Source organism: Alteromonas sp. ABD4_190 (assembly GCF_056160105.1).
In genome coordinates this window covers 308344-331019 of record NZ_JBSWWN010000002.1, presented here as the reverse complement: position 1 = coordinate 331019, position 22676 = coordinate 308344, and the positions used below count along the sequence as shown (strand labels likewise).

General features: G+C 43.1%; 17 protein-coding genes and 1 other RNA gene. 8 read left to right on the top strand and 10 right to left on the bottom strand.

Annotation, left to right across the window (positions count from 1 at the left end; genetic code table 11):
- Positions 1–119 precede the first annotated feature (119 nt).
- From ACXAFM_RS19030 to ACXAFM_RS19015, 4 genes are read right to left on the bottom strand one after another with little or no spacing between them, the layout of a single operon-like run.
- Positions 120–2315: a TonB-dependent siderophore receptor gene (locus tag ACXAFM_RS19030; RefSeq protein ID WP_474835800.1), complete on the bottom strand. Its 2196-nt coding sequence runs from the start codon at positions 2313–2315 to the stop codon at positions 120–122.
- On the bottom strand, positions 2312–3628 hold the full coding sequence (locus ACXAFM_RS19025) for a DUF3526 domain-containing protein (RefSeq protein WP_474835799.1): 1317 nt from the start codon (positions 3626–3628) through the stop codon (positions 2312–2314). The genes ACXAFM_RS19030 and ACXAFM_RS19025 overlap by 4 nt, the downstream gene beginning before the upstream one ends.
- Positions 3625–5067, bottom strand: coding sequence for an ABC transporter permease (locus tag ACXAFM_RS19020; protein ID WP_474835798.1), 1443 nt, complete (start codon positions 5065–5067; stop codon positions 3625–3627). The genes ACXAFM_RS19025 and ACXAFM_RS19020 overlap by 4 nt, the downstream gene beginning before the upstream one ends.
- Positions 5064–5786, bottom strand: a complete 723-nt coding sequence (locus ACXAFM_RS19015) for an ABC transporter ATP-binding protein (protein WP_474835797.1) — start codon at positions 5784–5786, stop codon at positions 5064–5066. The genes ACXAFM_RS19020 and ACXAFM_RS19015 overlap by 4 nt, the downstream gene beginning before the upstream one ends.
- A 316-nt stretch (positions 5787–6102) precedes the next feature.
- Here ACXAFM_RS19015 and ACXAFM_RS19010 point away from each other — a divergent pair, with 316 nt between their 5' ends.
- Positions 6103–6705, top strand: a complete 603-nt coding sequence (locus ACXAFM_RS19010; protein WP_474831939.1) for a thiamine biosynthesis protein ThiC — start codon at positions 6103–6105, stop codon at positions 6703–6705.
- A gap of 239 nt (positions 6706–6944) precedes the next feature.
- On the opposite strand, the gene ssrA is transcribed toward ACXAFM_RS19010, so the two are convergent.
- Positions 6945–7304, bottom strand: a transfer-messenger RNA (tmRNA) gene (ssrA, locus tag ACXAFM_RS19005).
- 569 nt (positions 7305–7873) lie between these two features.
- Here ssrA and ACXAFM_RS19000 point away from each other — a divergent pair.
- Positions 7874–9154 (top strand): hypothetical protein, encoded by a 1281-nt coding sequence (locus ACXAFM_RS19000; protein ID WP_474835796.1) that lies wholly within the window; start codon positions 7874–7876, stop codon positions 9152–9154.
- Positions 9155–9321: 167 nt separating this feature from the next.
- On the top strand, positions 9322–10545 hold the full coding sequence (locus ACXAFM_RS18995; RefSeq protein WP_474835795.1) for an NADH:flavin oxidoreductase/NADH oxidase family protein: 1224 nt from the start codon (positions 9322–9324) through the stop codon (positions 10543–10545).
- A gap of 97 nt (positions 10546–10642) precedes the next feature.
- Here ACXAFM_RS18995 and smpB read toward each other — a convergent pair whose 3' ends face one another.
- Positions 10643–11122, bottom strand: a complete 480-nt coding sequence (smpB, locus tag ACXAFM_RS18990; RefSeq protein WP_179983283.1) for an SsrA-binding protein SmpB — start codon at positions 11120–11122, stop codon at positions 10643–10645.
- A gap of 145 nt (positions 11123–11267) precedes the next feature.
- Here smpB and ACXAFM_RS18985 point away from each other — a divergent pair, with 145 nt between their 5' ends.
- Together ACXAFM_RS18985 and ACXAFM_RS18980 are read left to right on the top strand one after the other, a co-directional pair.
- Positions 11268–11699, top strand: coding sequence for a type II toxin-antitoxin system RatA family toxin (locus tag ACXAFM_RS18985; protein WP_474835794.1), 432 nt, complete (start codon positions 11268–11270; stop codon positions 11697–11699).
- Positions 11696–12043, top strand: a complete 348-nt coding sequence (locus ACXAFM_RS18980; RefSeq protein WP_474831862.1) for an RnfH family protein — start codon at positions 11696–11698, stop codon at positions 12041–12043. The genes ACXAFM_RS18985 and ACXAFM_RS18980 overlap by 4 nt, the downstream gene beginning before the upstream one ends.
- A gap of 84 nt (positions 12044–12127) precedes the next feature.
- On the opposite strand, the gene ACXAFM_RS18975 is transcribed toward ACXAFM_RS18980, so the two are convergent.
- A complete protein-coding gene (locus tag ACXAFM_RS18975; protein WP_012518305.1) occupies positions 12128–12604 on the bottom strand; it encodes a MarR family winged helix-turn-helix transcriptional regulator in 477 nt (158 codons plus the stop codon).
- A gap of 30 nt (positions 12605–12634) precedes the next feature.
- On the bottom strand, positions 12635–14605 hold the full coding sequence (locus ACXAFM_RS18970; protein ID WP_474835793.1) for a BCCT family transporter: 1971 nt from the start codon (positions 14603–14605) through the stop codon (positions 12635–12637).
- Between the two features lie 322 nt (positions 14606–14927).
- On the opposite strand from ACXAFM_RS18970, the gene ACXAFM_RS18965 reads away from it, so the two are divergent.
- Complete coding sequence (locus ACXAFM_RS18965; RefSeq protein WP_474835792.1) at positions 14928–17630, top strand: TonB-dependent receptor; 2703 nt, start codon at positions 14928–14930, stop codon at positions 17628–17630.
- Positions 17631–17806: 176 nt separating this feature from the next.
- Complete coding sequence (locus ACXAFM_RS18960; protein ID WP_474835791.1) at positions 17807–19795, top strand: tetratricopeptide repeat-containing sulfotransferase family protein; 1989 nt, start codon at positions 17807–17809, stop codon at positions 19793–19795.
- 80 nt (positions 19796–19875) lie between these two features.
- On the opposite strand, the gene ACXAFM_RS18955 is transcribed toward ACXAFM_RS18960, so the two are convergent.
- The gene (locus tag ACXAFM_RS18955) at positions 19876–20340 is read right to left on the bottom strand and encodes a hypothetical protein (protein WP_474831852.1); all 465 of its coding nucleotides are present in this window, start codon (positions 20338–20340) and stop codon (positions 19876–19878) included.
- A 279-nt stretch (positions 20341–20619) separates the two neighbouring features.
- Here ACXAFM_RS18955 and ACXAFM_RS18950 point away from each other — a divergent pair, with 279 nt between their 5' ends.
- Positions 20620–21531: a hypothetical protein gene (locus ACXAFM_RS18950; protein ID WP_474835790.1), complete on the top strand. Its 912-nt coding sequence runs from the start codon at positions 20620–20622 to the stop codon at positions 21529–21531.
- Between the two features lie 100 nt (positions 21532–21631).
- Here the strand turns inward: ACXAFM_RS18950 and ppsR are convergent, their stop codons facing one another.
- Entirely contained in the window at positions 21632–22444 is an 813-nt protein-coding gene (gene ppsR / locus ACXAFM_RS18945) for a posphoenolpyruvate synthetase regulatory kinase/phosphorylase PpsR (RefSeq protein WP_049586695.1), read from the bottom strand.
- Positions 22445–22676: the final 232 nt, after the last annotated feature.

Genomic DNA, 22676 nt, shown 5'->3' with positions numbered 1-22676 from the left:
TAGTCTTTTGTAGTGTATGTATAGAAAAAATATACTTTTAATTCATTGGTTTTAAAAAAAAGCACTGCGTAAAAGCAGTGCCTTAAATAGCTTCGATGATAGCTAAGCGCCGTAGGCGCTTAGAAACGATAGGCAGCCGTTAGCCTAAAGCGTTGCGGTGCACCAGGTTCAACCCATACGTCAGCGAAAGAGTTCGTGTAAAACTCTTTATCAAACAGGTTATCTACTGCCACTTTAACCGATAGGTTTTCAACTGGCTCTATTTCAGCAAACGCACGTACCGTAGTATAGCTAGGTAGGTAGAAGTCCGTGGCGGTTTGCCCTAAGCGTTCATCAACATATAACAGCCCAGAACCTATGCGCACTGGCATATCAGCCAAAGAAAAACCTTTACTCAGTTGAATACTAAGCTGGTTTTCTGGAACGTTAATGAGCGGATCGCCAGACTCAATGGCTGCAACAAAGTTAGCATCTGCTGCATCATTTGTACTTTCTGCATCAACAAATGTGTAGGACACCCATAGCGAAATATCATTTTCAAATTCAGCGTTAATATCTAGCTCGATCCCACGGCTTCGCGCTTCGCCTGCTGGAGTTAAGAAAAAGCCGTCTGATGCTTCTTCGCTGTCATCAAACACTAGGATATTGCTTTGTTCAATATTAAATAGTGAAAGCGTGATGTCGCCGCGCACACTGTCAAACATAGACGTTAAATCGGTTTTAAGGCCAATTTCAGCAGATTCTGATTCGTTCGGCTCGAAAGGATTACCTGCAAAGTCTGAGCCTGTTAACTGACGGAAGCCTTCGCCGTAGGTGGCATACACGCTAGTACTGTCGTTAAACACATAAACGGCGCCCACTTGCGGCGAGAAACGGGTATCATCTTGCGAGGTTGTGCTTACCGGGCTTGCTAAGCGATTATCAATTTCCTGCTCGAACTTATCGAAGCGGCCACCTAAGCGAATTTGAAGTTTGTCGGTAATGTTGATTTGGTCTTGAAAGTAAACGCCCCAGGCTTTTTGTACTTCTAGGCGGTCTAGATTGTCAGAAAGCTCAACATCAGGAAGCGGTGAGTAATCAGGGTTAAAGATATCGACCACAAGGTACTGATCTAAGTCTAAATCGTTGATGTCAGTATCACTTGAGAAAAAGGGCGGGCGATAGCGCAGAATGACCTGGTCGTTTTCAAATTCGTCGTAATCAGCACCAATGATAACGCGGTGGGTCAGTGAGCCTGTTTCAAATTCACCCGCAATTTCGCCACGTAAAACAAGATAATCTGTCTCGAAATTACGATAGCGTTTAAAGCGCGATAACAAGGCTTGATCTGGGTCGATAAATAGCGTTTGACGGCCGCCAAAATTGTTCTCTAATGCATTACCTTCAAATGTGGTATCACGCAACCCTGCACCTAACAATAAGTTCCAGTCATCAGCAAGCTTATGAGAAATTTCAATTTGATGACCTACAACTTCGGTATCGATAGTGTCGCCATTCGGATCGCCAGTAAAGGTTTCAATGGGTTGATGGCCTAATTCTCCGTCAATAGCCACTATGCCGCGATCAAACGGAATCTTTTGTTCAGTGTACTCTAGCTCATAAGTCACGGTCGTATCTGCCGATGCTTCCCAGGTTACCGACGGATAAAATCCAAGGCGCTCGGTTTCTACTGTATCGCGGAAACTTTCCGCGTCTTCATAAAAACCAACTAGGCGTACGCCAACATTCTCAGACACGCCTGCAACGGTTTGTACGTCAGCTTCAACACGCATTTGCTCCCAGCTTCCGTAAGTGGCTTTAACTTCACCACCTTCACGAAACTGAGGACGTTTAGTTACCAAGTTAATTGCGCCACCCGGTTCACCACGGCCAAACAGGGCCGCTTTCGGGCCTTTCAATACTTCAACGTGATCGATGCCTGATAGGTCACGAGGGCCGCCGAAACCGCGACCTGCATTAAAACCGTTTACCAAAAAACCACTAGGTAAGTTTTCGTCACCTGAAAAGCCACGAATGGCAAAGCTATTCCACAGGCCGCCAAAATTGTTTTGGCGCGCTACAGATGCTGACAGGTCTAATGCGTCATTCAAGTTAATGGCACCGGCATCACTAAGTAAGCCTAAGTCTATATCTTGTGCTGCAGCGGGGACTTCTTTATATTCAAAAGCCCCTTGATACGCGCGATGCATACCGTGTACGGTAATTTTCTCAACATCAGCTTCAGCCTCATTATTTTCATTTTGTGCTAAAGTCGATGTGCTGAGCAGCGCCGATATAGTGGCTGCAAGTGATGATTTAACCCAACAAGTTTTCATTCTTCTTTTCCTGTGCGGTTTTCGTGTGAGGTTTTAGTGTTTGGTGTAAATTGTGGTAGGGTTTCAAAGCTTTCCTGAGAAAATTCAGGGTCTCTAAAAAGGTGGTAATAATAGAATTCTCGCAGCGCCTTATGAAAAGCACGTACGTCGTTTTCGTAGCCCACCATAGCTTCAACGTTAGTATCAGCAGCGCTTGATAATAAACGTTGGGTAAGCAAAGACGGCGAAAGCAAGGCTACGTAACTGGCAATATTGTCTTTTTGAAGTGTGGCTGCTTGATAGTCTTTCGACAATTCGCTGGCCGTTTGGTCGCCCACTTGTTGAAACGCGTAGTACCATTTCCAATTAAATGAGCTGTCTCGTTCAGGATCAAACTCTGTGTAGTCGGCCCACTGCGGGTGAGTAGCAATGAATGGAGCCCAAGTGTCTTCAATAGGCTTATCCCATGCGCTATTTACCGCTTCGCGTTGGGTAAGCACAATGTCGCCGCCTTCAGGTGTTTCAACCATCGCATTAATTACCGTGTGTGCGGTCACCGGCACAATAACGGTGGTCACAAGCCAAACGCCTAGCATAATAGAGGCAAGATGCGTTGCACTGAAATTTGCAAAACGTTTTGCGGCGCCAATCGCAAGAACAATGGCACTCCATATCGCAATGTTACCTATTACTATAGCGCAAACGGTTAATATAGAAGCCAAAGATGCACCATTAATTAACCCGAACACAACAAACGGAACAAGCGTAACAAGCGCTAAAGGCACCAAGGTGACGATCACTCGTGCCGTCCATATAGCATGTGAATTACGCGCAGTTACGTTGAGTAAATCAAAACGACGAGCTTCACGTTCTTTCGCTTTTAAATCGTAAAGTAGCAATATGATAAATAGCGGCAGCAAAACACTGGTCACAAAGGCAAAATCGAAACGCCCTAAAAACGCAAGCTCTGGGTTATCTGTATCGCTCTCATAAATTTGCCCTTCTAATGCAAGCATGCGTATACGATGCTTCCAAGGGAATACATCTCGTTCGCCTACGGCAGCAAACGCCAGCGGGGAAGGGGGTGCATAAGTCAGGTGAAAAGCGTAATAAGCAACCATGCCATAGTTAGACTGGTGAGTGATAACGGCTTCACGCTCTACTTGGTCTTTTTCTAATAAACGTTCAATAGTGGCTTGTTGCTCCTGCATCTCTGCATAACCCGACCACAATGACACCGTGCTTAAAAGAAAAACGACTAATAACGTAAGCTTTAATTGGCGGTGACCAAACACAAAATTAGCTTCACGTTTAAGATCGGTAAAACGCATCATGGGTTTAACCTCCTAACAGCCGCTTTTAAAAGCAAGGCGGTAATGCATACCCAAACAAACAGTTGTAAAAAGTAAATAAGCGCGTATGAAATGCGTGTACTTGCTGCTTCTGGCTTAAAATTAAACTCCGAAAGCAACGCCCAATTGTCTGCGCCGACAACCGCTTTATCAGCCGCTTCTTCGCTTGCGTTGCGGTTCATGTCGAGTTTGTAATCCAGCTTTTCAACATGCACTTTATTAAGCCCTTGAACGAAATCAAGACGGAGGGCTTCTGCCTCTCGTAAAAAACGATGATGGGTTTCAAGGCTGGTGCCTGCTAACAGTGTTGAGATAGAGCGAACGGCGACGGTAGGGGATAGCCAGCCAAACTGACGTGCAATATGTGCTTGCTCTAACTCTTCAGCCATTCTGCTTTCGGCAAACTCATTAAGCACCTGCGCCTGTCGGCCTTCAGAAAATTGGGCAACAACACCGCGGAAGTTAACGGGAAGGTCGTCAACAGAATCGACATTGTATTTCGCTAATAAATCTTCTTTTAGCTTTTTGAATGCAGGGTCGTTAACGTCGTGACCATCGCCTAAACTACGAAGCTTTTCTTCTACTTTGAAATCCGCTTCAAGCTTGCCCATCGAGGGGGCGGCGTTTGTCGCTACGCTGCTTCCAAGACGAGGAAGTAACACACATGCGGCCATCCAAATAACAATAAGCATGGTGAAGCTAACGCTACTTTTCTCGAATAACGCTGAACAAGCAGTTACAACGGTCGCCCATAGCAAAAAGTAAACGGCGTAACTTAAACAAAATAACAGTACTACAAGCGCGCTTTCGCTTGAAAAAGCCACGTACAAGCATGCCAGAAGAAGAGGGAGTAAAAACAAACCGCTAGCTGCAATTAACGCTAATAGCTTACCTAACATTAGCTGCCAGCGAGTCGTTCCTTGTGACAACAACAAGGTAAGTGTTCCCGCTTCGCGCTCTCGCGATACGCTGCCGTAACCAATAAGGATAATAAACAGTGGAGCAAGCACTAGCGCCAGAAAGCTAGGGGTTAAGCTGCTAAAACGGGTAAGCCCGGCTGATTGTCGCTGCTCTGCAAACATGGCGCTATTTTGGCGATGCCCTTCTAAGAAAATAGCGTTACCCGTGTAGGTGTCTACCCCAGGTTCTATTACGCTTAATGGAGTAGGGGCACGAAAGACATAGTGACCATAATGCACCATGCGGTGAGGGTGCTTATCAGGCTGTGCTTTAAAACGTTCTTCCGCTTCAGTTTGAAGGTGCTCTCTAGCGTGCGCGGCTTCTTCAATGTGAAATGCATTCACAACCAATGCAGCAAGGGTCAGTATGGCCCCTAGCAAGAGTACCGTAGCAGCGACTTTCGTGCGCAGCCAATAGCGCCACTGATCTGCACAAATGGTTTTTGCTACACTAAATATCATGCTTCGCGCCCTGCAAATGCTGCGTGTACCGCTTCAGTATCAATAGGCGTATCGCCAACACGCTCGAAAGAGCCGGTTAGCTTACCGTTACTTAAAAGCACAATACGGTGAGCTACCTGGCAAGCACCATACACGTCGTGAGTTACCATAAAAATGGTAGCGCCGTTGGCCGCTAGCTCAGAAACCAACGCATTAAATTCGTCAATAGCGGCAGGGTCTAAGCCTGACGTGGGCTCATCTAAAAACAGCACTGGAGCATTACGCAACAAAGCAAGGGCAATTGCGGTTTTCTGGCGCATACCTTTTGAGTAGTTTGATAACGCCTTATTCCATGAATCTTGTTGAAGCGCCACTTTGCGAAGTGCCGCAAATATGTCGTCGTCTGATTTTTCTACACCAGCTACCGAAAGAAAGTAACGGATATTTTCTAAGCCAGAAAGGTGACCATAGAGCGTTACAGATTCAGGTAAGTAAGCGACTGACTTTTGAACATCATTAGGGTGAGTAGTGGCGTTGTGCCCCAACACAGTAGCGCTACCGCTAGATGCTTTCATCAAACCTAAAAAGGTTTTAAGTGTAGTAGATTTACCGGCACCGTTTCCGCCTAAAAGCGCGAAAACTTCGCCCTTGCCAACGTTGAAGTTTAGATTATCTAAAAGCGTGCGGTTTTCAACGCGCACGGTAAGCGCATCTGCGCATATTACTGAATTTGTTTGCATTGTATAACGTGCTGTAACAGAAATTTGTGAGCAATGTTATATTATAACTAATTAGATGGGAATACGTTTTACTCTTAAGTGAGAGTGGAATGACCAATCACGTTGTGAAACCTGTGGCTCAATAGAAAACTGATGAAGATATGAACGAGATGACTTGCCGCCTGGTATCAGGCTGCCTTTGAGAGAACAAAGCTTCCTCCCTTTATAGATGATTTTTAATTTTTACCGAATTTAGTGAAATTATTAATTAGCTATACCTGTCTTATAGCCACATCAATAAACGTTACTTACATATCTAACAGAAAAGAGAGTCATAATGGAATTTACACATAAGCGCACCATTCAAATTACAGCGTCGTTATTATTACTACTAGCAATAACACAGGCTGTTTTTACAGCGCTTTACAGCAGCGGAATTAGCTTTTCACGGCAGTATGCCTGGGGATTTGAAGCCGTAATCTTTACCGTGCTAGCTGCTTTTGCTAGTACTGCTATGGTGCAGGCAAAAAACGCGCAGCTAGGCTGGTCGGCTATTACTTTTAGCGCCGTTCTCAATATTGTGCAGGTAAGCATTGGCCTAACGTTATTTTCAACCTTCGGCCAAGTTGCTGGTGCAGTAGAAGGCGCTAAGCCTTTAATTGGCGGTGTAGTGTCTTTGTCTTTCATGATTTACTACGCGGCTAAATTGTTATTAGGGTTAGCAGCCGTCGTTTTCGGCCTATTCTTCGTGGTAAAAGGTGGTAAAACGATTGGTGGTCTTACCGCTATAGTAGGCATGGTCGCTATGTTTGCCAATGCCATACTAATCATATTTGGTCGTGATGGCTTTCTACCATCAGGCGTAGCTGGTGCTTCAGGTATGGTTGCAACGTTATTATTGGCTTTCTGCTTAATCTGCCTAAATCGCAAAGCTGACTAAGGCTTAGTAACTTTCAAATAAGATACTTTATCAAGTAAAACGTCGAAGAGCGTCAGTGGTCGCTGGGGGCATGAACAGCTGCATAGTGTTCAGTGCACCGAGCTCGCCGCTAACGCCTTTTCTAAATTATTAGTGTTGTTTTCAGAGTATGCGCTCACACATTTCAGCACTGGATGAGAGGAAGTTACTGAGTTTTAGACATAAAAAAAGACGTCATAGGACGTCTTTTTTTATTGAATTGGTGGAGCTGGCGGGATTTGAACCCGCGTCCAGAAAATGTCTACCTTTGGTACTACATGCTTAGTTTGTCATTTATTTAACTGCTTGGAACTCCGACAAACAGGATTTCCTTGCAGCTGGCCTAATACTGTTTCGCGGTTCACCCTTAGACAAGGTTCCCTCGCTATCCTACTTGGATGACCTTCCGAATCCCCGCTAGCAGGAAGAGACTAGGGTGGAAGGGCCTATACCGGTTATTAAGCGGCTAGTGCGTAAGTTTCGTCGTTTGCGACTATTTAAATGCGGCTTTTTTAAGAGGCCAACCGCTCCTCTGCATGCACCTCCGGCTTCCTAGATCCTGTCGAATCCTAATCAGCCCCGAGTGTGATTTTCAATAATAGCACAAATGTTACATGGTGAAATACATTCTTTTAAAAATTACTATAAAATTTAATAGTTTGGCTACTAAATAACCGAAGGTAACATTCAGTTTTTCAAATCGTTACTAGTATACTTTAACTTTCAAGCCGCTACATGCCTACACTGAGTGTTATTCCGCTCGAGTAATTATGTGGTTATTTCATTAAAGCTGAAGTACCGAGCGTACAAAAAACTATGCAATTACAGCAGATTATAAATCGAAGACTTTAAAACGTTGAGAACGTTTAGTTTATACAGATGTAATTCACTGAAGCTGTTTTAAGTTCGAATACGAAATTTTCAATTATTCTCGAAGAAGTGTTCTTAGCTATCCGCTGATATTTCACTTTTGAATATCAGCAAAAGAGGATTGTGAAGAAAAACCTCGCATAAACTATATATCATCCTTGATGATAAATTAATCAAACAGGTCCGATGAGTATTGTTTATATTAATAATTCCCTATATTGTTCCACTGCTCACTCAAGTAGCAGCTAATTAGAATTTTAAAATAACTAAGAGAACAATAATGAAGAAATTTACTTTTGCTATTTTAACTTCGGCGGTATTAGGCGGATGTGCATCTACAAATAGCGGGACAACAAATGATAATGTAGTAAATTACCCCGACTACATTGGAAAAACACCAGTCTATGCAAAGTTAGTAAAGGGTGATGACGGACGATATATCTTTGAAACACTGCAGTCAGGATTTGTAGGAAGCAATGATAATGTTGTAAAGCTCAACGACTTAAAGCCCACTTGGAACACCAGTATTGAAAGAGATTGTCTTTTAGGCACCAGTACAATGATGGTCACATCAAAGCTATCTAAATGTACAACTGCAAATGATGAGCTATTTCGCGTCAGCATGATGGATGGAGCACAGATGTTTGCAAATGGATTAAATCTTATCGCATCTCATGGATTAAGTGGAACTTCAAGAGGTACCAATATAGCCTTCGATAAAGAAAAATACATGGCGGCGGTAAAATCGGCTATTGTAAATTCCAATTTAGATATCGAGTCTATAATAGGCCAAGTAGACGCAGCCATGTCTAAAAACAAAGCTAAAATTGATGAGAACTTACTCAAAATTGAAAAATTAAACAGTGACGGTATCAAATTTAAAGACAAAACAGGGCTGATTAGCAATGCTGGTGATTTACTTTATGATTTGGTTAAAGTAGAAGCACCGATTACGTACAAAGTTACATTAGCAGAAAAGGAGCTTTTAGGCAGCAAAGTTGAAGATGCTGTAAATTTATCAACAAAAAACTATATCGTTGCTTGTGAAGATTACTCCTCGTCGGAGAATGAATATATTACAGTTGATATTGAGTGCCCCTCTGTAGTAGCTAGTAATATAGAGACTATTGAACCAGTCATTACGAGTTACAGTTTGTCAAAAGTGCCTTTACTTCCATTTTTAGAGAGCGATGATGTCGTTGCAATATCACTTGAAGAAGATAATTCACTTAAAGTGCAAAATCTTTCTAACGACTACGTTTTAATTTCTGGAATATCTGCGTACGTTGTAAAAGATGTTCATGCTATGGAAAAGAGCATTCACTTGCCGCCAAAAAGTAACCAGAATATAAAAATGCCTGTCTTACAAAATGCATCTTTATTGGAGTCAAAAAATGACTATAGCAAAGATGAAGCTCTTGCGGATCTAGTAACTTATGGCTTTGCAGTAAGATATAGAGTATCTGGCTCTAATTCAGACGCAACTCTTTTTAAAGTTAATGAATATACGGGGGTAGAGTTGATCGAACATTACAACAAAAATAAAGGTTTAGGAATTTAACAGACCAGTAATTTTGACATGCCCACATTTAGCGATAGTCGAATCTATTGGAAAATTGCTAAATGTGGGATATGAGCTAAATCTATTACATATATGCTTTCAATTGATGCATTTAGCGGCAAGAACCATTAAAGTACGTCAGCATAATTAAAAGGCTTGTAGTGTAAATGTCTTCAGATTCCATATTGTATTCTCCTTATACCCTGCCGTGTGGCGTAACAGCGCGAAACCGTCTTGTTAAAGCTGCAATGGAAGAAAATATGTCCAGTACAGGAAACATTCCCGGTGAGTCTTTGTATTCACTTTATCGATATTGGGCCCATGGTAATTTAGGCATGGTAATTACGGGTAACGTTATGGTTGATAAAGCAGCTATGACAGGGCCTGGTGGTGTTGCACTAGAAAAAGAGACCGATATTGCGCCGTTTCAAAAGTGGGCGAAGATCATTAAGTCGAATGGCGCATTAGCCATAATGCAAATTAATCACCCTGGTCGCCAAGTATTTAAAGCCATGCAGGGCAAAGCTATCGCGCCTTCTGCTGTACCGCTGGATATGGGTAAACACTCTAAGCTATTTGCTCAGCCTCGAGAAATGACCTGCCAAGACATCCATGATGTATGCAAGCGCTTTGTCGAAACGGCTAAGCAAGCTGAAAAAGCTGGCTTTGATGGCGTAGAAATACACGCAGCACACGGCTACTTGCTTACACAATTTTTATCTCCGCTAACTAATCAGCGTCAAGACGAGTGGGGCGGTTCTATTATTAACCGCGCCCGTTTGTTAATAAATATAGTCAGCCAAGTTAGAGCGGTGTGCGCTAAAAACTTCATCGTCATGGTAAAGCTCAATTCTGCTGATTTTCAAAAGAACGGGTTTTCTTTTGACGATGCTTGTGAAGTGGTAAACCGCTTAGAAGCCTTGGGTGTAGATGTGGTCGAACTATCTGGCGGTAGTTATGAAGCGCCCGCTATGCAGGGCCAAACCCGGGACGATACCACCCTTGCCAGAGAGGCATACTTTCTAGAATTTGCACAGGCCTTGGTGAGTAAAACCGACATTCCACTTATGACCACGGGCGGTATTAAAAGGGCCGAAGTGGCAGAAGAAGTAATAGAGCAGGGGTGCGCTATGGTAGGCTTAGCCAGCGCTTTAGCCATTACGCCCGACCTAGCCAAAAAGTGGCAGCAAGAATGGACGTACTCGGGCATTATTCCACACTGCACTTGGAAAGATAAATCGCTGGCAAGTCTTGCGAATATGGCGATGGTGCGACGACAGCTTAGGCGATTGGGAAATAACCTAACCACGCTAAGAAACCCGTCACCGCTTTGGAGCCTTATTCTTGACATGCTGCATCGAAAGAAGATGACCAAACGAGACGTAGGCTAACGCCACTACCGTTTAGGTAAGTTTTTTAAAAGGCTGCTTTAATAAAAGTCAGCCAAAATCACGTTTCTTTTATAGCATCACATATGAAAACACAGCGTTAAACGCTGTGTTTCATCATTCTTTCTTTTTGGCGTTGCCAGTCTTTATCTTTCAAAGTGTCGCGCTTGTCGTGAGCGTGCTTACCTTTGGCAAGGTGAATTTCTAGTTTAACCCAACACTTTTTCCAATACATAGACGTTGCAACAATCGAGTAGCCCTGGCGGTCACGGGCGCCCATTAAGCGATCTATCTCACGCTTTTTAAGCAAGAGTTTGCGCGCGCGTTCAGGCGCAGCAATTACGTGGGTAGATGCCTGATTTAGCGGGCTAATTCTACAGCCTACCAGATAGGCTTCGGCATTTTGGATAATGATGTACGCGTCGGTAATGTTTACTTTACCGGCACGAATACTTTTAATTTCCCACCCTTGAAGCTCAAGTCCGGCTTCGAACTTGTCTTCTAGGAAATAGTCATGACGCGCCTTTTTGTTCTGCGCGATATTTCCTGAGGTGTTTTTGTTGGCTTTATTCTTTTTCATGCTGGCTATTATACTGATTGTTCAAAGGAATGTCTTTAGTTGTCATTGTTATCTTATATTGGGGCATTTGGTTCAAAACCGAATACAAGCGATACAAAATTTCTGTGATACAATGCCTCTAAGAGTTTTAATTGTAGTGGGATCAATGCCAAGTATTCATAGAAGCGCGCTTGTAGCTCATAGCGCAGAAGCCATGTTTAACTTAGTCAACGATGTAGCTTCCTACCCTGAGTTTTTGCCAGGCTGTACCGATAGTAAAATCCTCGACACTTCAGCGCAAAGCATGAAAGCATCTTTGCTTGTTGCAAAAGCCGGTATCAAACAGTGGTTTACAACACATAATGTTCTAGAGCCAGGCAGAAGTATTCAAATGCAGCTAGTAGACGGGCCGTTTCGTTCGTTAACCGGCGGTTGGACATTTTCAGCGCTTTCTGAAGAAGCGTGTAAGATAGAACTTAACCTTGAATTTGAATTCAGCAATAAGCTAGCAGAAATGGCGTTCGGAAAAGTGTTTAACAGTTTAGCCAGTAGTATGGTAGCAGCGTTTACAGACCGAGCGCGGAGCGTGTACGCATGAGTAATAAGCTCATCAATATTGAAGTTGCCTACGCACTGCCCACCAAGCAAACCATCATTGATGTTGCTATTCATGAAAATGCGACAGTAGAAGAGGCGATTAATGCGTCTAATGTGCTTGAGCAGTTTCCCGAAATCGACTTAAAAGCCACAAAAGTGGGTATTTGGAGCCGCGTTGTTAAGTTACGCGATACACTTACCGACGGCGATCGAATTGAAATTTATCGCCCGCTTATTGCCGACCCTAAAGAAATTCGAAAACGTCGTGCTGAAAAAGCTAAAGAAGAAGGTAGGGCAGACAAAATTACCGGCGGAAAAGTAAACCCGCTGAAAGCGAAGTCGTAGCTCATACAGAACAAGTTACCTTCATTGCAGATACAAAAATGGCCTTCATAGTGAAGGCCATTTTTTTAGAAAAGATAGAAGCTATTAGCTTTTTTCTGAAATGCTGCCTAGTTCCAAGAAAGGCGAGGCATCAATATCTTCAGCGTCCATCATGCTAGCAATACGCTGTACAGTAGCAACCATTTGGCTTTGCTCCCATTCTTTAAGCTGTGAAAAACGCTCGACAAAGTGTTCCTGAAGCGGGCGCGGGGCGTCTACCACCGCTTCTTTGCCGCGCTCGGTTAAGAACACGCCCACTTTACGTTTATCCTGCGTACTTCTGATGCGTGTAGCTAAGTCTCTAGACTCTAGTCTGTCTAAAATATTGGTTATAGTTGCAGGGCTTAAATTAATATTCTCTGCAATTTCGCGAACCATAATGCCAGGGCGCTCTTCAATATTTTGCATTACTAACAGTTGCGGGCCTGTCAAACCCACGTGTTTACTTAGCTGCTTGCTGCGTAGGTCTACAGCGCGAATAACGCGCCGTAGTGCCACTAATAGTTCTTCTTCTTTTCGCATATTACTTCCAACAAATGCGTAACCAGTTGGTTACTTAAGCAAATGAATAAAATGTTGGTGCTTATGGTAGTGATCGATTACGTCATTAATGACTGAGATTTTCGACCAACCCATAATGTCATAGTTCTGACCACCTTCACTCAGGTGAACCTCGGCGCGATAGTACGTTGCCTTTTTGTTTTCGTCCAGTGTTGCTGTATCGCTTGGACCAAATTCAGGCTGTTCTGTTGGCACTAGGTATACCGCATAGATAAATTCTGGGTCGTTACCCATATCAACGGTCAGAATAAGTGCTTCGGCAGTATCTTCAATTTTTATATCAAACTGCTGAGACTTAAACTCTTCACCAACTTCCGTTAGTGCAGGCATCACCACCTTGTTTGCATATCGGCGAACCGCATTTTCATCTGGGAAAGTAACGATGTTTTCTAATCGGTCTTTCCAGTTTTTATCTGAATCGTTATGTAAAGGCGTGCCAGCCATTACCTGTAGACTTTCTCGTTTGTAAGACTCAATCCTCAGTGCTTTTAGCAAACCGGAAATAGCGATGAGCAGCACAATAGCAAAAGGCAGGGCAGCTGCAATTGTCATTGTTTGGAGTGCGCCTAGTCCGCCAGCATAAAGAAGTATTGAACTGACAATACCTACACCCACCGCCCAGTATACGCGTTGCCACAACGGGGTATCGTTTTCACCGTGGGAACAAAGCATGTCGACTACCATTGCGCCAGAATCACACGAAGTTACAAAGAATATAATTACCATAAGTACGGCAATAAAACTAAGAACTGACGCAAATGGAAACTGTTCTAAGAATACAAACAACGCAACGGAGGTATCGTCGTTAACCATTTGTGCCAGTACGTCTTTTCCTTGCACCAAAACTTGGTCGATAGCACCGTTACCAAATACGGTCATCCAAAATAGCGTAAACGCAGAAGGGATAAGTAGAACGCCCATAACGAATTCGCGAATAGTTCGGCCGAATGAAATACGGGCTATGAAAAGGCCTACGAACGGGGCCCATGCTAGCCACCATCCCCAATAGAAGATAGTCCAGCCACCAATCCAGTCGGTTTTCTCATAGGTGTACAAGTTAAAGGTGTTTCGTACTATATCAGACAGGTATGCGCCTGTGTTTTGCATGAAGGCCTGTAGCAAAAATACCGTTGGACCTAACGACAATACAATTAGCAGTAAAATAATAGCCAGAACCATGTTGGTTTCTGAAAGGCGACGAATACCTTTGTCTAGACCAGTTGTTACCGAAATAACTGCTAGGCCAACCACGCCTGCCATAATAGCAATTTGAACACCGGTATTAGAAGGCAAACCAAACAGATAATTAAAGCCCGCATTAACTTGCGATGCGCCAAAACCCAGAGAGGTTGAAATGCCGAATACCGTTGAGGTTACTGCAAATATATCTACCACATGACCAGGCCAGCCGTAAATACGGTCGCCGATGAGTGGGTAAAGTGCAGAGCGGAGAGTCAACGGCAAGTTTTGACGATAGGCAAAATAACCGAGTATGAGTGCTACTACCGCGTAAATAGCCCACGCGTGTATACCCCAATGGAAGAAGGTCGTTTTCATCGCTTCGCGCACGGCGTCTATACTTTCTGCCTGTGCCGTGGGTGGAGACATAAAATGCATTAATGGTTCAGCAACACCGAAAAACATTAACCCAATGCCCATACCTGCAGCGAACAGCATACTGAGCCAAGTACCGAAACTAAACTCTGGTGTAGCATGGTCAGGCCCTAGCTTTATTTCGCCATAGCGAGACATACCTAAATAAACTACTGCCAGAACAATGATAGTAACGGTTAGAACGTAAAACCAACTGCCATTTGAAACAATTACACTTTGCAATTTTTGGAAGACAGAGTCTGCAAGTTCGGGCGTGCCCGCAGCGAAGATTAGTAAACAGATGATTAACGCAGAAGACGATATAAACACCGGCTTGTTGAGTGGAGATTTCTTTTCGTTTTCAATCACGCAGTAATTTCCTTTCACCTTTTATTTCAACTTAGGTTATTACGGCGAAATATACAGCATGGAACACTTTTAATAAATATCAGATGAAATAATTCGATTTATATGTATTTTTAAATTTCACTCATTGCCTCGCGCTCAGGGTCTTCTAAATTACCTTTTAATATTAGACTTTCTGCTATTATTTACTACATTTTGGTTAAATATTAATCATTAGTGTAGTAATTAATTATAGTTGTTGTATTGTAATGTATGATCTTTTTGATATGTGTATGAAGTAAACACAGTCCGAAGAATAAAAAACAATTGAAGGAAACACACACAAATGCGAAAAACTCAGCTCAGCTGTGCCATCATCGCTGCACTGGCATCCTCCTCTCTGGCTGCGCAAGAATCAGACGCGCCTGCTAAACTTGAAACAATAGAAGTAACCGCCACCAAACGAAGCGAATCTATACAAGACGTTCCTGTTGCGGTGACTGCACTTAACGGAAAAGCACTGGAAAATCTTGGGATAGACAATTTCCAAGATTATGTTGAATTCTTACCTAACGTGGTATTTCAGGGCACAGGTCCAGGACAGAATGAAATCTACATTCGCGGTGCTGCAACAACCCAATCTAATATTATGTTGTCTTCGGTACAGGCGCTTCAGCCATCCGTTGCCTTCTATCTTGATGAAATGCCTGTATCAATGGCTGGGCGTAATTTAGATGTTTACGCTACAGACGTTCAACGTGTAGAGGTACTTCCTGGGCCACAGGGCACGCTGTTCGGCGCTAGTTCTCAGGCGGGTACTATTCGTTTAATCACTAATAAACCTGAGCATACGAGTTTCGCTGCAGGTTTCGATACCAACATCGGTTTTACTAAAGACGGTGAAATGAGCAACTCGGTACAAGCGTATTTCAATATGCCGCTTACCGACGACCTAGCTGTTCGTGTTGCCGCGTACAACGACAAACAAGGCGGTTGGATAGACAACGTCATGAATGTGCCGGGCGAGGGTGGCTACATTGGCAGTGCTGTGGTTATTGACCGCATCTCAGGTGGTCCATTAGCAGATCCGGTGGGCATGGACGCAAACAGAATTACCAACCCCAATATCAATTCTAATACCGAAGCGGCCGTTGTTTCTCCACAAAACGATGCCCTTGTCGAAGAAGACTTCAATGATGCGATGTACACAGGTGCACGTTTTGGATTGTCTTATCATTTTAATGACGACTGGGACTTACTTGTACAGCACACCCAACAGACATTAGACACAGAAGGTGTATTTGCCTACGACCCTACGCTTGAAGGTGAAAGCTCTGCGCTGCGTTTCCAGCAAGAAGAGAACAAAGACGAATTCGGTTTAACGACGTGGACGCTTGAAGGGCGTTTAGAAAAACTAAACGTGGTATATACCGGTGGTTATTTAGACCGCGAAATTGATACGCTAGCGGACTATACAGGCTATACAAACGGTGGCTTATTCTCTGCGTATTACGTGTGTAACCACTACGATACGCCTGATAACGCCGCAGACGAGCGCTGCTTAGACCCCACCAAATATTATAAAGAAGACACATCTTCTACCCGTAATACTCACGAGATTCGTTTCAATACCACCATGGATACGCAATGGCGCGTGACTGCTGGATTGTTCTATGACGAACAAGAAGTTGCAACTGTTGGGCAGTTTAAGATTGCCAACACAGAAATGACGACATTCGGGTTTGATAACCTTCAACGCACCCTAGTAGGAAATGAAGGCATTAATAGTGATGGTGGCCCTTTCCCTTCTGAAGTGAGCTTTATTAACGATATCACGCATACCATTGAACAAATCGCTGTATTTGGTCAGCTGGAGTATGATATTACCGACACGATTACAGCAAGTATTGGCGCACGTTGGTATGAAATCGATGATATCTACGTGGGCTCAACGTCAACCGTTGACGTAACGCGACGTATTCGTGCATTCGGTACACAAGACCCAGACGAGCTTGCGGCCGTTGGACTAGACCCTGATGCAGTAGCAGCGGCTATTCAAAGCGGGCAGTTAGAGGTAGACCTGTTAGACGACAATGGCGTGCTAACCGTTGACGACACTATTTTTAAGTTCTCGCTAGACTGGAAGGTTAACGAAGATGTATTACTATTCGCTAACTACTCAGAAGGCTTCCGACCTCCGGTTACTAACCGTGTTGGTGGTGGCCTTGCAACGAATCAGTCTGGTAAATTTGAAAACTTCCGTATTCCAGTATACTCAACAACGGATACGCTAGATAACTACGAATTGGGTCTTAAAGGTGACTTCTTTGATGGTCAATTCCGAGTAAACGCTACGGCCTATTATTCTGAAATTGAAGAACTGCAAACGTCGCGCTTCGACCCCACTAACATCTCGTTCTTGGTATTCACCGACAATGTAGGCGATGCAGAGATCAAAGGTATTGATGCTGACATGACGTGGCTTGCTACTGATGACCTTATTATTAATGCTGCTTTCAGCGTATTAGATACCGAATTAACACGCGTAAACTCAGAACTTGAAGGTATAGCGGCTGGTGTTGGCTCAGAGCTTCCATACTCAGCGAAATTCTCTGGAAACATTAATGCACGTTATTTCTTCGAGCTTGAGGGTGATAAGCGTGGGTATGTAAACGGCTCTGTAAGCTACACTGGTGATCGCTTAGCAGGTATGGTGATGGATGCCTATGTAATGGAAGATGCAACGTCGCTTATTTACGGCACAGGTTCAGGTCTTAAGATTGAACAAGAAGCTGACGTGTTTGAAGGGGTAACTTATACCGATTCAAATGGTGAAACATTCCGTGGTGGCCGCTACGTACAGGAGTCGTATATTCTGACGAACCTTGCTGTTGGTGTAACAAACGACGTATGGAAAGCCGAACTTTACATTGATAACGTGTTTGATGAGCGTGCAATTTTAAATATTGATACGCAGCAGTTCACGCCTAAGGTAGTAACAAATAGGCCGCGTACTATTGGCCTTCGTTTCTCATACGATTACTATTAAGGTTAAGTTAGTAAGGCTAAATTGGCGATTTACGATTAGCACACAACGGTGCCGGGGCAACACGCCTTCATAAGTTTTAAGTAAATGAAGGTGTGTTCGCCCCCAATTTTGAAACGGCTAGCTCTATGAGTTCGCCGTTTTTTGTTTTTACGCTAATTTAAAAACAGGCGTTTTTAATGACACAAGAAGAACAAAAAGAAATACAGCAGTTAAAGCAAGGGCTTATGCAATCACAGCATCAGGCCGTCATTTCTGGATGCAACGACATACTTCGACGGGCTAAAGACCCGTTGGGGGTAAGCCAAAACACCCTTAAAGAGGTGCTATATTTAAAAGCGGTAGCATACCGTCTATTGGCTGATGTAAGCAGCGCCATCGAAACGTTAAATGAACTCATTGCATACTTCCCAAATTACGCCCGGGCTTACCAAGAACAGGGCTACTGTTACTTGGCTTCTGATCGCAAAAAGGCTGCGCATAGTTTTTATCAGGCTACACGATTCAACCCAGCGTTATTAACGGCATGGCTTCAGCTTGAAAAAGTGTATAAAGCAGATGATCAAACACAAGCACTAACGCTTTGTCAGCAGCAAATTGCATTTCTAACATCTTTGCCCAAGCCGTTATTAGGTGCGACAGATCTAATGCACGAAGGGCAATTACACAAAGCTGAACAAGTATGTAGACAATTTCTAGCTAGTCATGAGCATCACCCTGAAGCAATGATGTTACTTGCGGAAATTGGGATTCAATTGAAAGTATATAGCGACGCTGAATTTCTATTAGAAAGCTGCGTAACGCTATACCCAGAAAATGATAGAGCAGCCGCTGCCTACCAGAACTTATTGTCTAAACTGGGTAAATTTCCTGATGCCGCGGCTGTTGCGAACAAGCGACTCAGTCAATCACCAGACAACTTCACTGTAAAAGTAGGCTTGGCACACGCGCTGGTTGGTGTTGGTGAGTTAGAAGATGCAATTGACCTTTATAAAGAGTTACTAAAAGATAGCGAGGATAGGCCTGCAGTTTGGGTAGCACTTGGGCATGCCCTGAAAGCTAAAGGTGATATTGACGACGCAATACAGGCGTATGAGAAAGCCATTTTATTTGAAAAGGACTTTGGCGATGCATACTGGAGCTTAGCGAACACAAAAACCTATCGGTTTAGTGATGACCTGCTTAGGCAAATGATCGCGCTGGTAGATGCTGATGCGACAAAATTGGATGATGAAATTCATATTTGCTTTGCATTAGGAAAGGGATTTGAAGACAAAGCGAATGCCTCCCGCGCGTTTGAGTACTATGCGCGGGGCAATAGTCTTAAAAAGCGTACGCTACAGTTTGATATTGCTAAAACTGAGAAGGCATTACAGGCTCAGCAGCAGGCTTTTACGAGGGAGAGCTTTAACAAAGCGCAAGGCTGCCAAGCGTGCGATCCTATTTTTATTGTTGGCCTTCCACGCTCTGGTTCAACACTACTTGAGCAAATCCTCGCGTCGCATTCTCAAGTGGACGGTACCATGGAGTTACACGATATATTAGGGATAGCGTCGTCACTTAGTCATCAGACTACACCTTACCCATTAAATGTATCAGCTTTGAACGAAGAAACATTGTCAAAACTAGGTGAGCAATACCTTCAGCAAACCCAAGCCTATCGACAAGGCGCGCCGTTCTTTATTGATAAAATGCCTAACAATTTTATTCACATAGGCTTGATCAAAAAGATACTGCCAAACGCCAAAATTATCGATGCACGAAGAAACCCTATGGACTGCTGCTTTAGCGGCTTTAAACAACTCTTTGGCGAAGGACAGGAATTTAGCTATTCACTTGATGACATTGGCCGTTACTACAATGCGTATGAGCAGCTTATGGATCATTGGCATAGTGTGCTGCCTGGCGACATTCTTACTGTACAGCACGAAGATGTTCTGGATGATTTAGAAGGGCAGGTTAAACGCATTCTTGATTTTTGTGGGTTAGACTTTGAAGAAGCGTGCTTAGCGTTTCATAAAACCAAAAGAGTCATTAAAACTCCAAGTTCGGAACAGGTTCGTCAACCTATTTATAAAACAGGTATGGGGCAGTGGAGACCCTTCGAAAACTATTTAGGTGAGCTTAAACAAGCGCTAGGTAGAGATACGTCGAAGACGAATAATTAAGTGATAGTCAAAAACAAAAAGTCATGGCTGTCTCTAAGCCATGACTTTTTATGAATTAGTTAAAGCGTATCAACAGCCTTTTAAGGCTGATAGGGTAGCGAAGATTGGTGAAGAATAATGCGTATTTTTCCGTCTTCACATTGTTTGAAAACAAAGCTCTTGTTTACAAAAATATGGCTGTCGTCTTCGCCGATAAAGTGTACGTTACACTGAACAATGGCAAGCTCACCGTTCAAGATAAAGTCTTCTTTGCTATACCAAACTTTCACCCATGGCTTTAGTTTAAAGCCATTATCGTTCGGATAGTCACTATTACCGCCTACGAAATAAGACAAAGCGCCTTCTTTAGTCGGGCGAAATGTCTGTGAACCAAACGTAAGTGTAGGTTTAAACAGTACTTTTCCATTGTCATAGTCATAGTTTTCTGACAGCACTTGTGAAGCGAATGCTTTTACATCGCCACCTTCGGCGTGTACTTTACCTACCGCTACTACATTGTCGCACCACGTCTGTAATGCTGTATGAACCATCTCTTCTGTAAACATGACGTTAACTCCTTAAATGACTAGTTATGTTATATTGTATCGCTAGTGTCCTAACAATAACGTTTAATCAATGAGATGTAACTGTTTACCCGTGATAGATAATTGCTATCAGCGAAAGGTCACGAAGCATTCGATAGGGAAGAAGTATTGATTAAATGATTATAGTAGACGTCTTCAGTTTGAGCTGCCTAACTTAGAAATTAGGCGCATTCACTAACTATTATAAGAACTGCTTTTAACCTATAATTCGCGAAAAATAAATGTATTACAGTAGTAATAATGAAATTTCCATTAGCCACCATTCTATTATTCCTGGCGTTTTTTATATTTCCCGCAAACTCCGCGATTAGAGATATTCAGCCTCTTTGCCAGGAAAGTGTCGACGAATGTTTATCGAAAATCAGAGCACAGCAATCTCTAATTGATAAGAACACACCGCCATGGTGGGACCTTCAAGTAAGAAGGTTTGATATCTTATTTAACTTTCAACGTTATGATGAGCTTTATGCCCTTCTAAGACCTTGGCTTGAAGCTACAAATTTGAACGGCATACCAGAGTACAAGCCATTAGTTTCTCTGGTTTTCGGTAAGTGGCTACGGGCCAGTGGCCGAGAACAGGAAGCAAGAATAGCGTTAACTAAATCTTTGACGGGCTTGAGAGCACAATATGAAAAGATGCCGTCTCCACAAGTGGGTATAAGGGTTCTAAATCTTCTAGCCGTACTAGGTAAAACGAAAGAAGCACAGGACTTTGCCAAACAACTTGAGGGGGAAAACTACGATGCCCCTGTTTTCTACCAAGAAATGTTTGCTGAACTTGGGCACGTAGCATTGAAAGAAGGCGACAATCTAAAACATATTGAATATCGAGTTAAATCATTACATTGGTCGTTGAAGCTACCCGATTATCAACAGCAAGCTATCGCCTACAGCAATTATGCTGTAGCGCTTCGCAACAATAGGAATTATCAGGAGGCAGAACAGGCTTTCCTGAATGGTTTAGCATGTGCGGAGCAAGCGAATGATATCGCTCAAATTAACAGTATTAAGTTACGGATAGCGGAAAACGCTACGCTTGGCAACGACCCTGAAAAAGCGAGACGTTGGCTCAAGCAAATATCTGTTGATGGGCTTCCATCTTTACAGCTTTCGCGCTACAGAAAATTGGTTAAAGAAAACGCACCACGTTAATCGTTAGTCTTTATCGACTGGATGCAGACAACGTAAACATGGAAAAACATGTTTCTAGTTACCTGCATCGATACCTACATCGTTATCTTCACTCTGAACTTTAGTATTTTCTGCGCTTGAGCCCAGTCTCGGCTAGAATCTTAGCCGAAATTTCTTCAATAGAATATTTAGTGCTATTTAAAAACGGGATCTTTTCTTTTCTATATAAGTTCTCTACTTCACGAAGCTCCATTCGACATTGTGGCAGCGATGCATATTTGCTGTTTGCACGGCGCTCTGAACGTATTTGATGGAGTCTATCTGCTGCGATCGTTAGCCCAAAAAGCTTATGTTTAAATCTACGTAAAGCAGGAGGGAGCTTTAGCATGTCTCCCATGTCTTCCTCGGTGAAAGGGTAGTTAGCTGCTTTTATACCGTATTGAAGCGCTAAATAGAGGCTTGTTGGAGTTTTACCAGAACGCGACACGCCGGTAAGTATGATATCGGCTTCGTCGTAGTCTTTTAGGTTAGAACCGTCATCATTGGCCAACGCGTAGTTCACGGCTTCAATTCTTATATCGTAAGTAGTTTCGTGGATACTGTGTGTACGATGTTTTTCTGGTTTAGAGGGAACCCCAAGTACTTTTTCTAATGGTGCGACGAATTGATCGAGAAAGTTATAGTTAATGCCCACGGATTTAGAGATTATTTTGCGAATATCTACATTCACAATTGTATAAAAAACGAGCGGCCTTTCTCCGGTGTCTTGAAAACTTTCAGAAATTTGCTGTAAAACTTTGTGAGCTTGTTCCTCAGTTTCAACGAAAGGAATAGTGTTGTGATTGAAAGAAACGGGAAACAGAGAAAGCAGGGCGTGGCCAAAGACCTCTGCAGTGATGGCTGTACCATCTGAAATATAAAAAGCTGTGCGCACAACATATCCTTAACATTGGTGTAATTTAATTACAAAAGTAATAAAGGGTTTACTTTCTGAATTTCCCCATTCTAAGATGATTTCGTCGAAAAGCTACACGGTTCTTGTGAATGATGGCAAATAACAATAGGTTTGCTGTCAAACGTAATGGACAGCGTTAACATTGGTTTTCACCACATTTCGACAACGATTTGATGAGTTTCAGGTGACAAAAAGCATAAACCTGAAATTA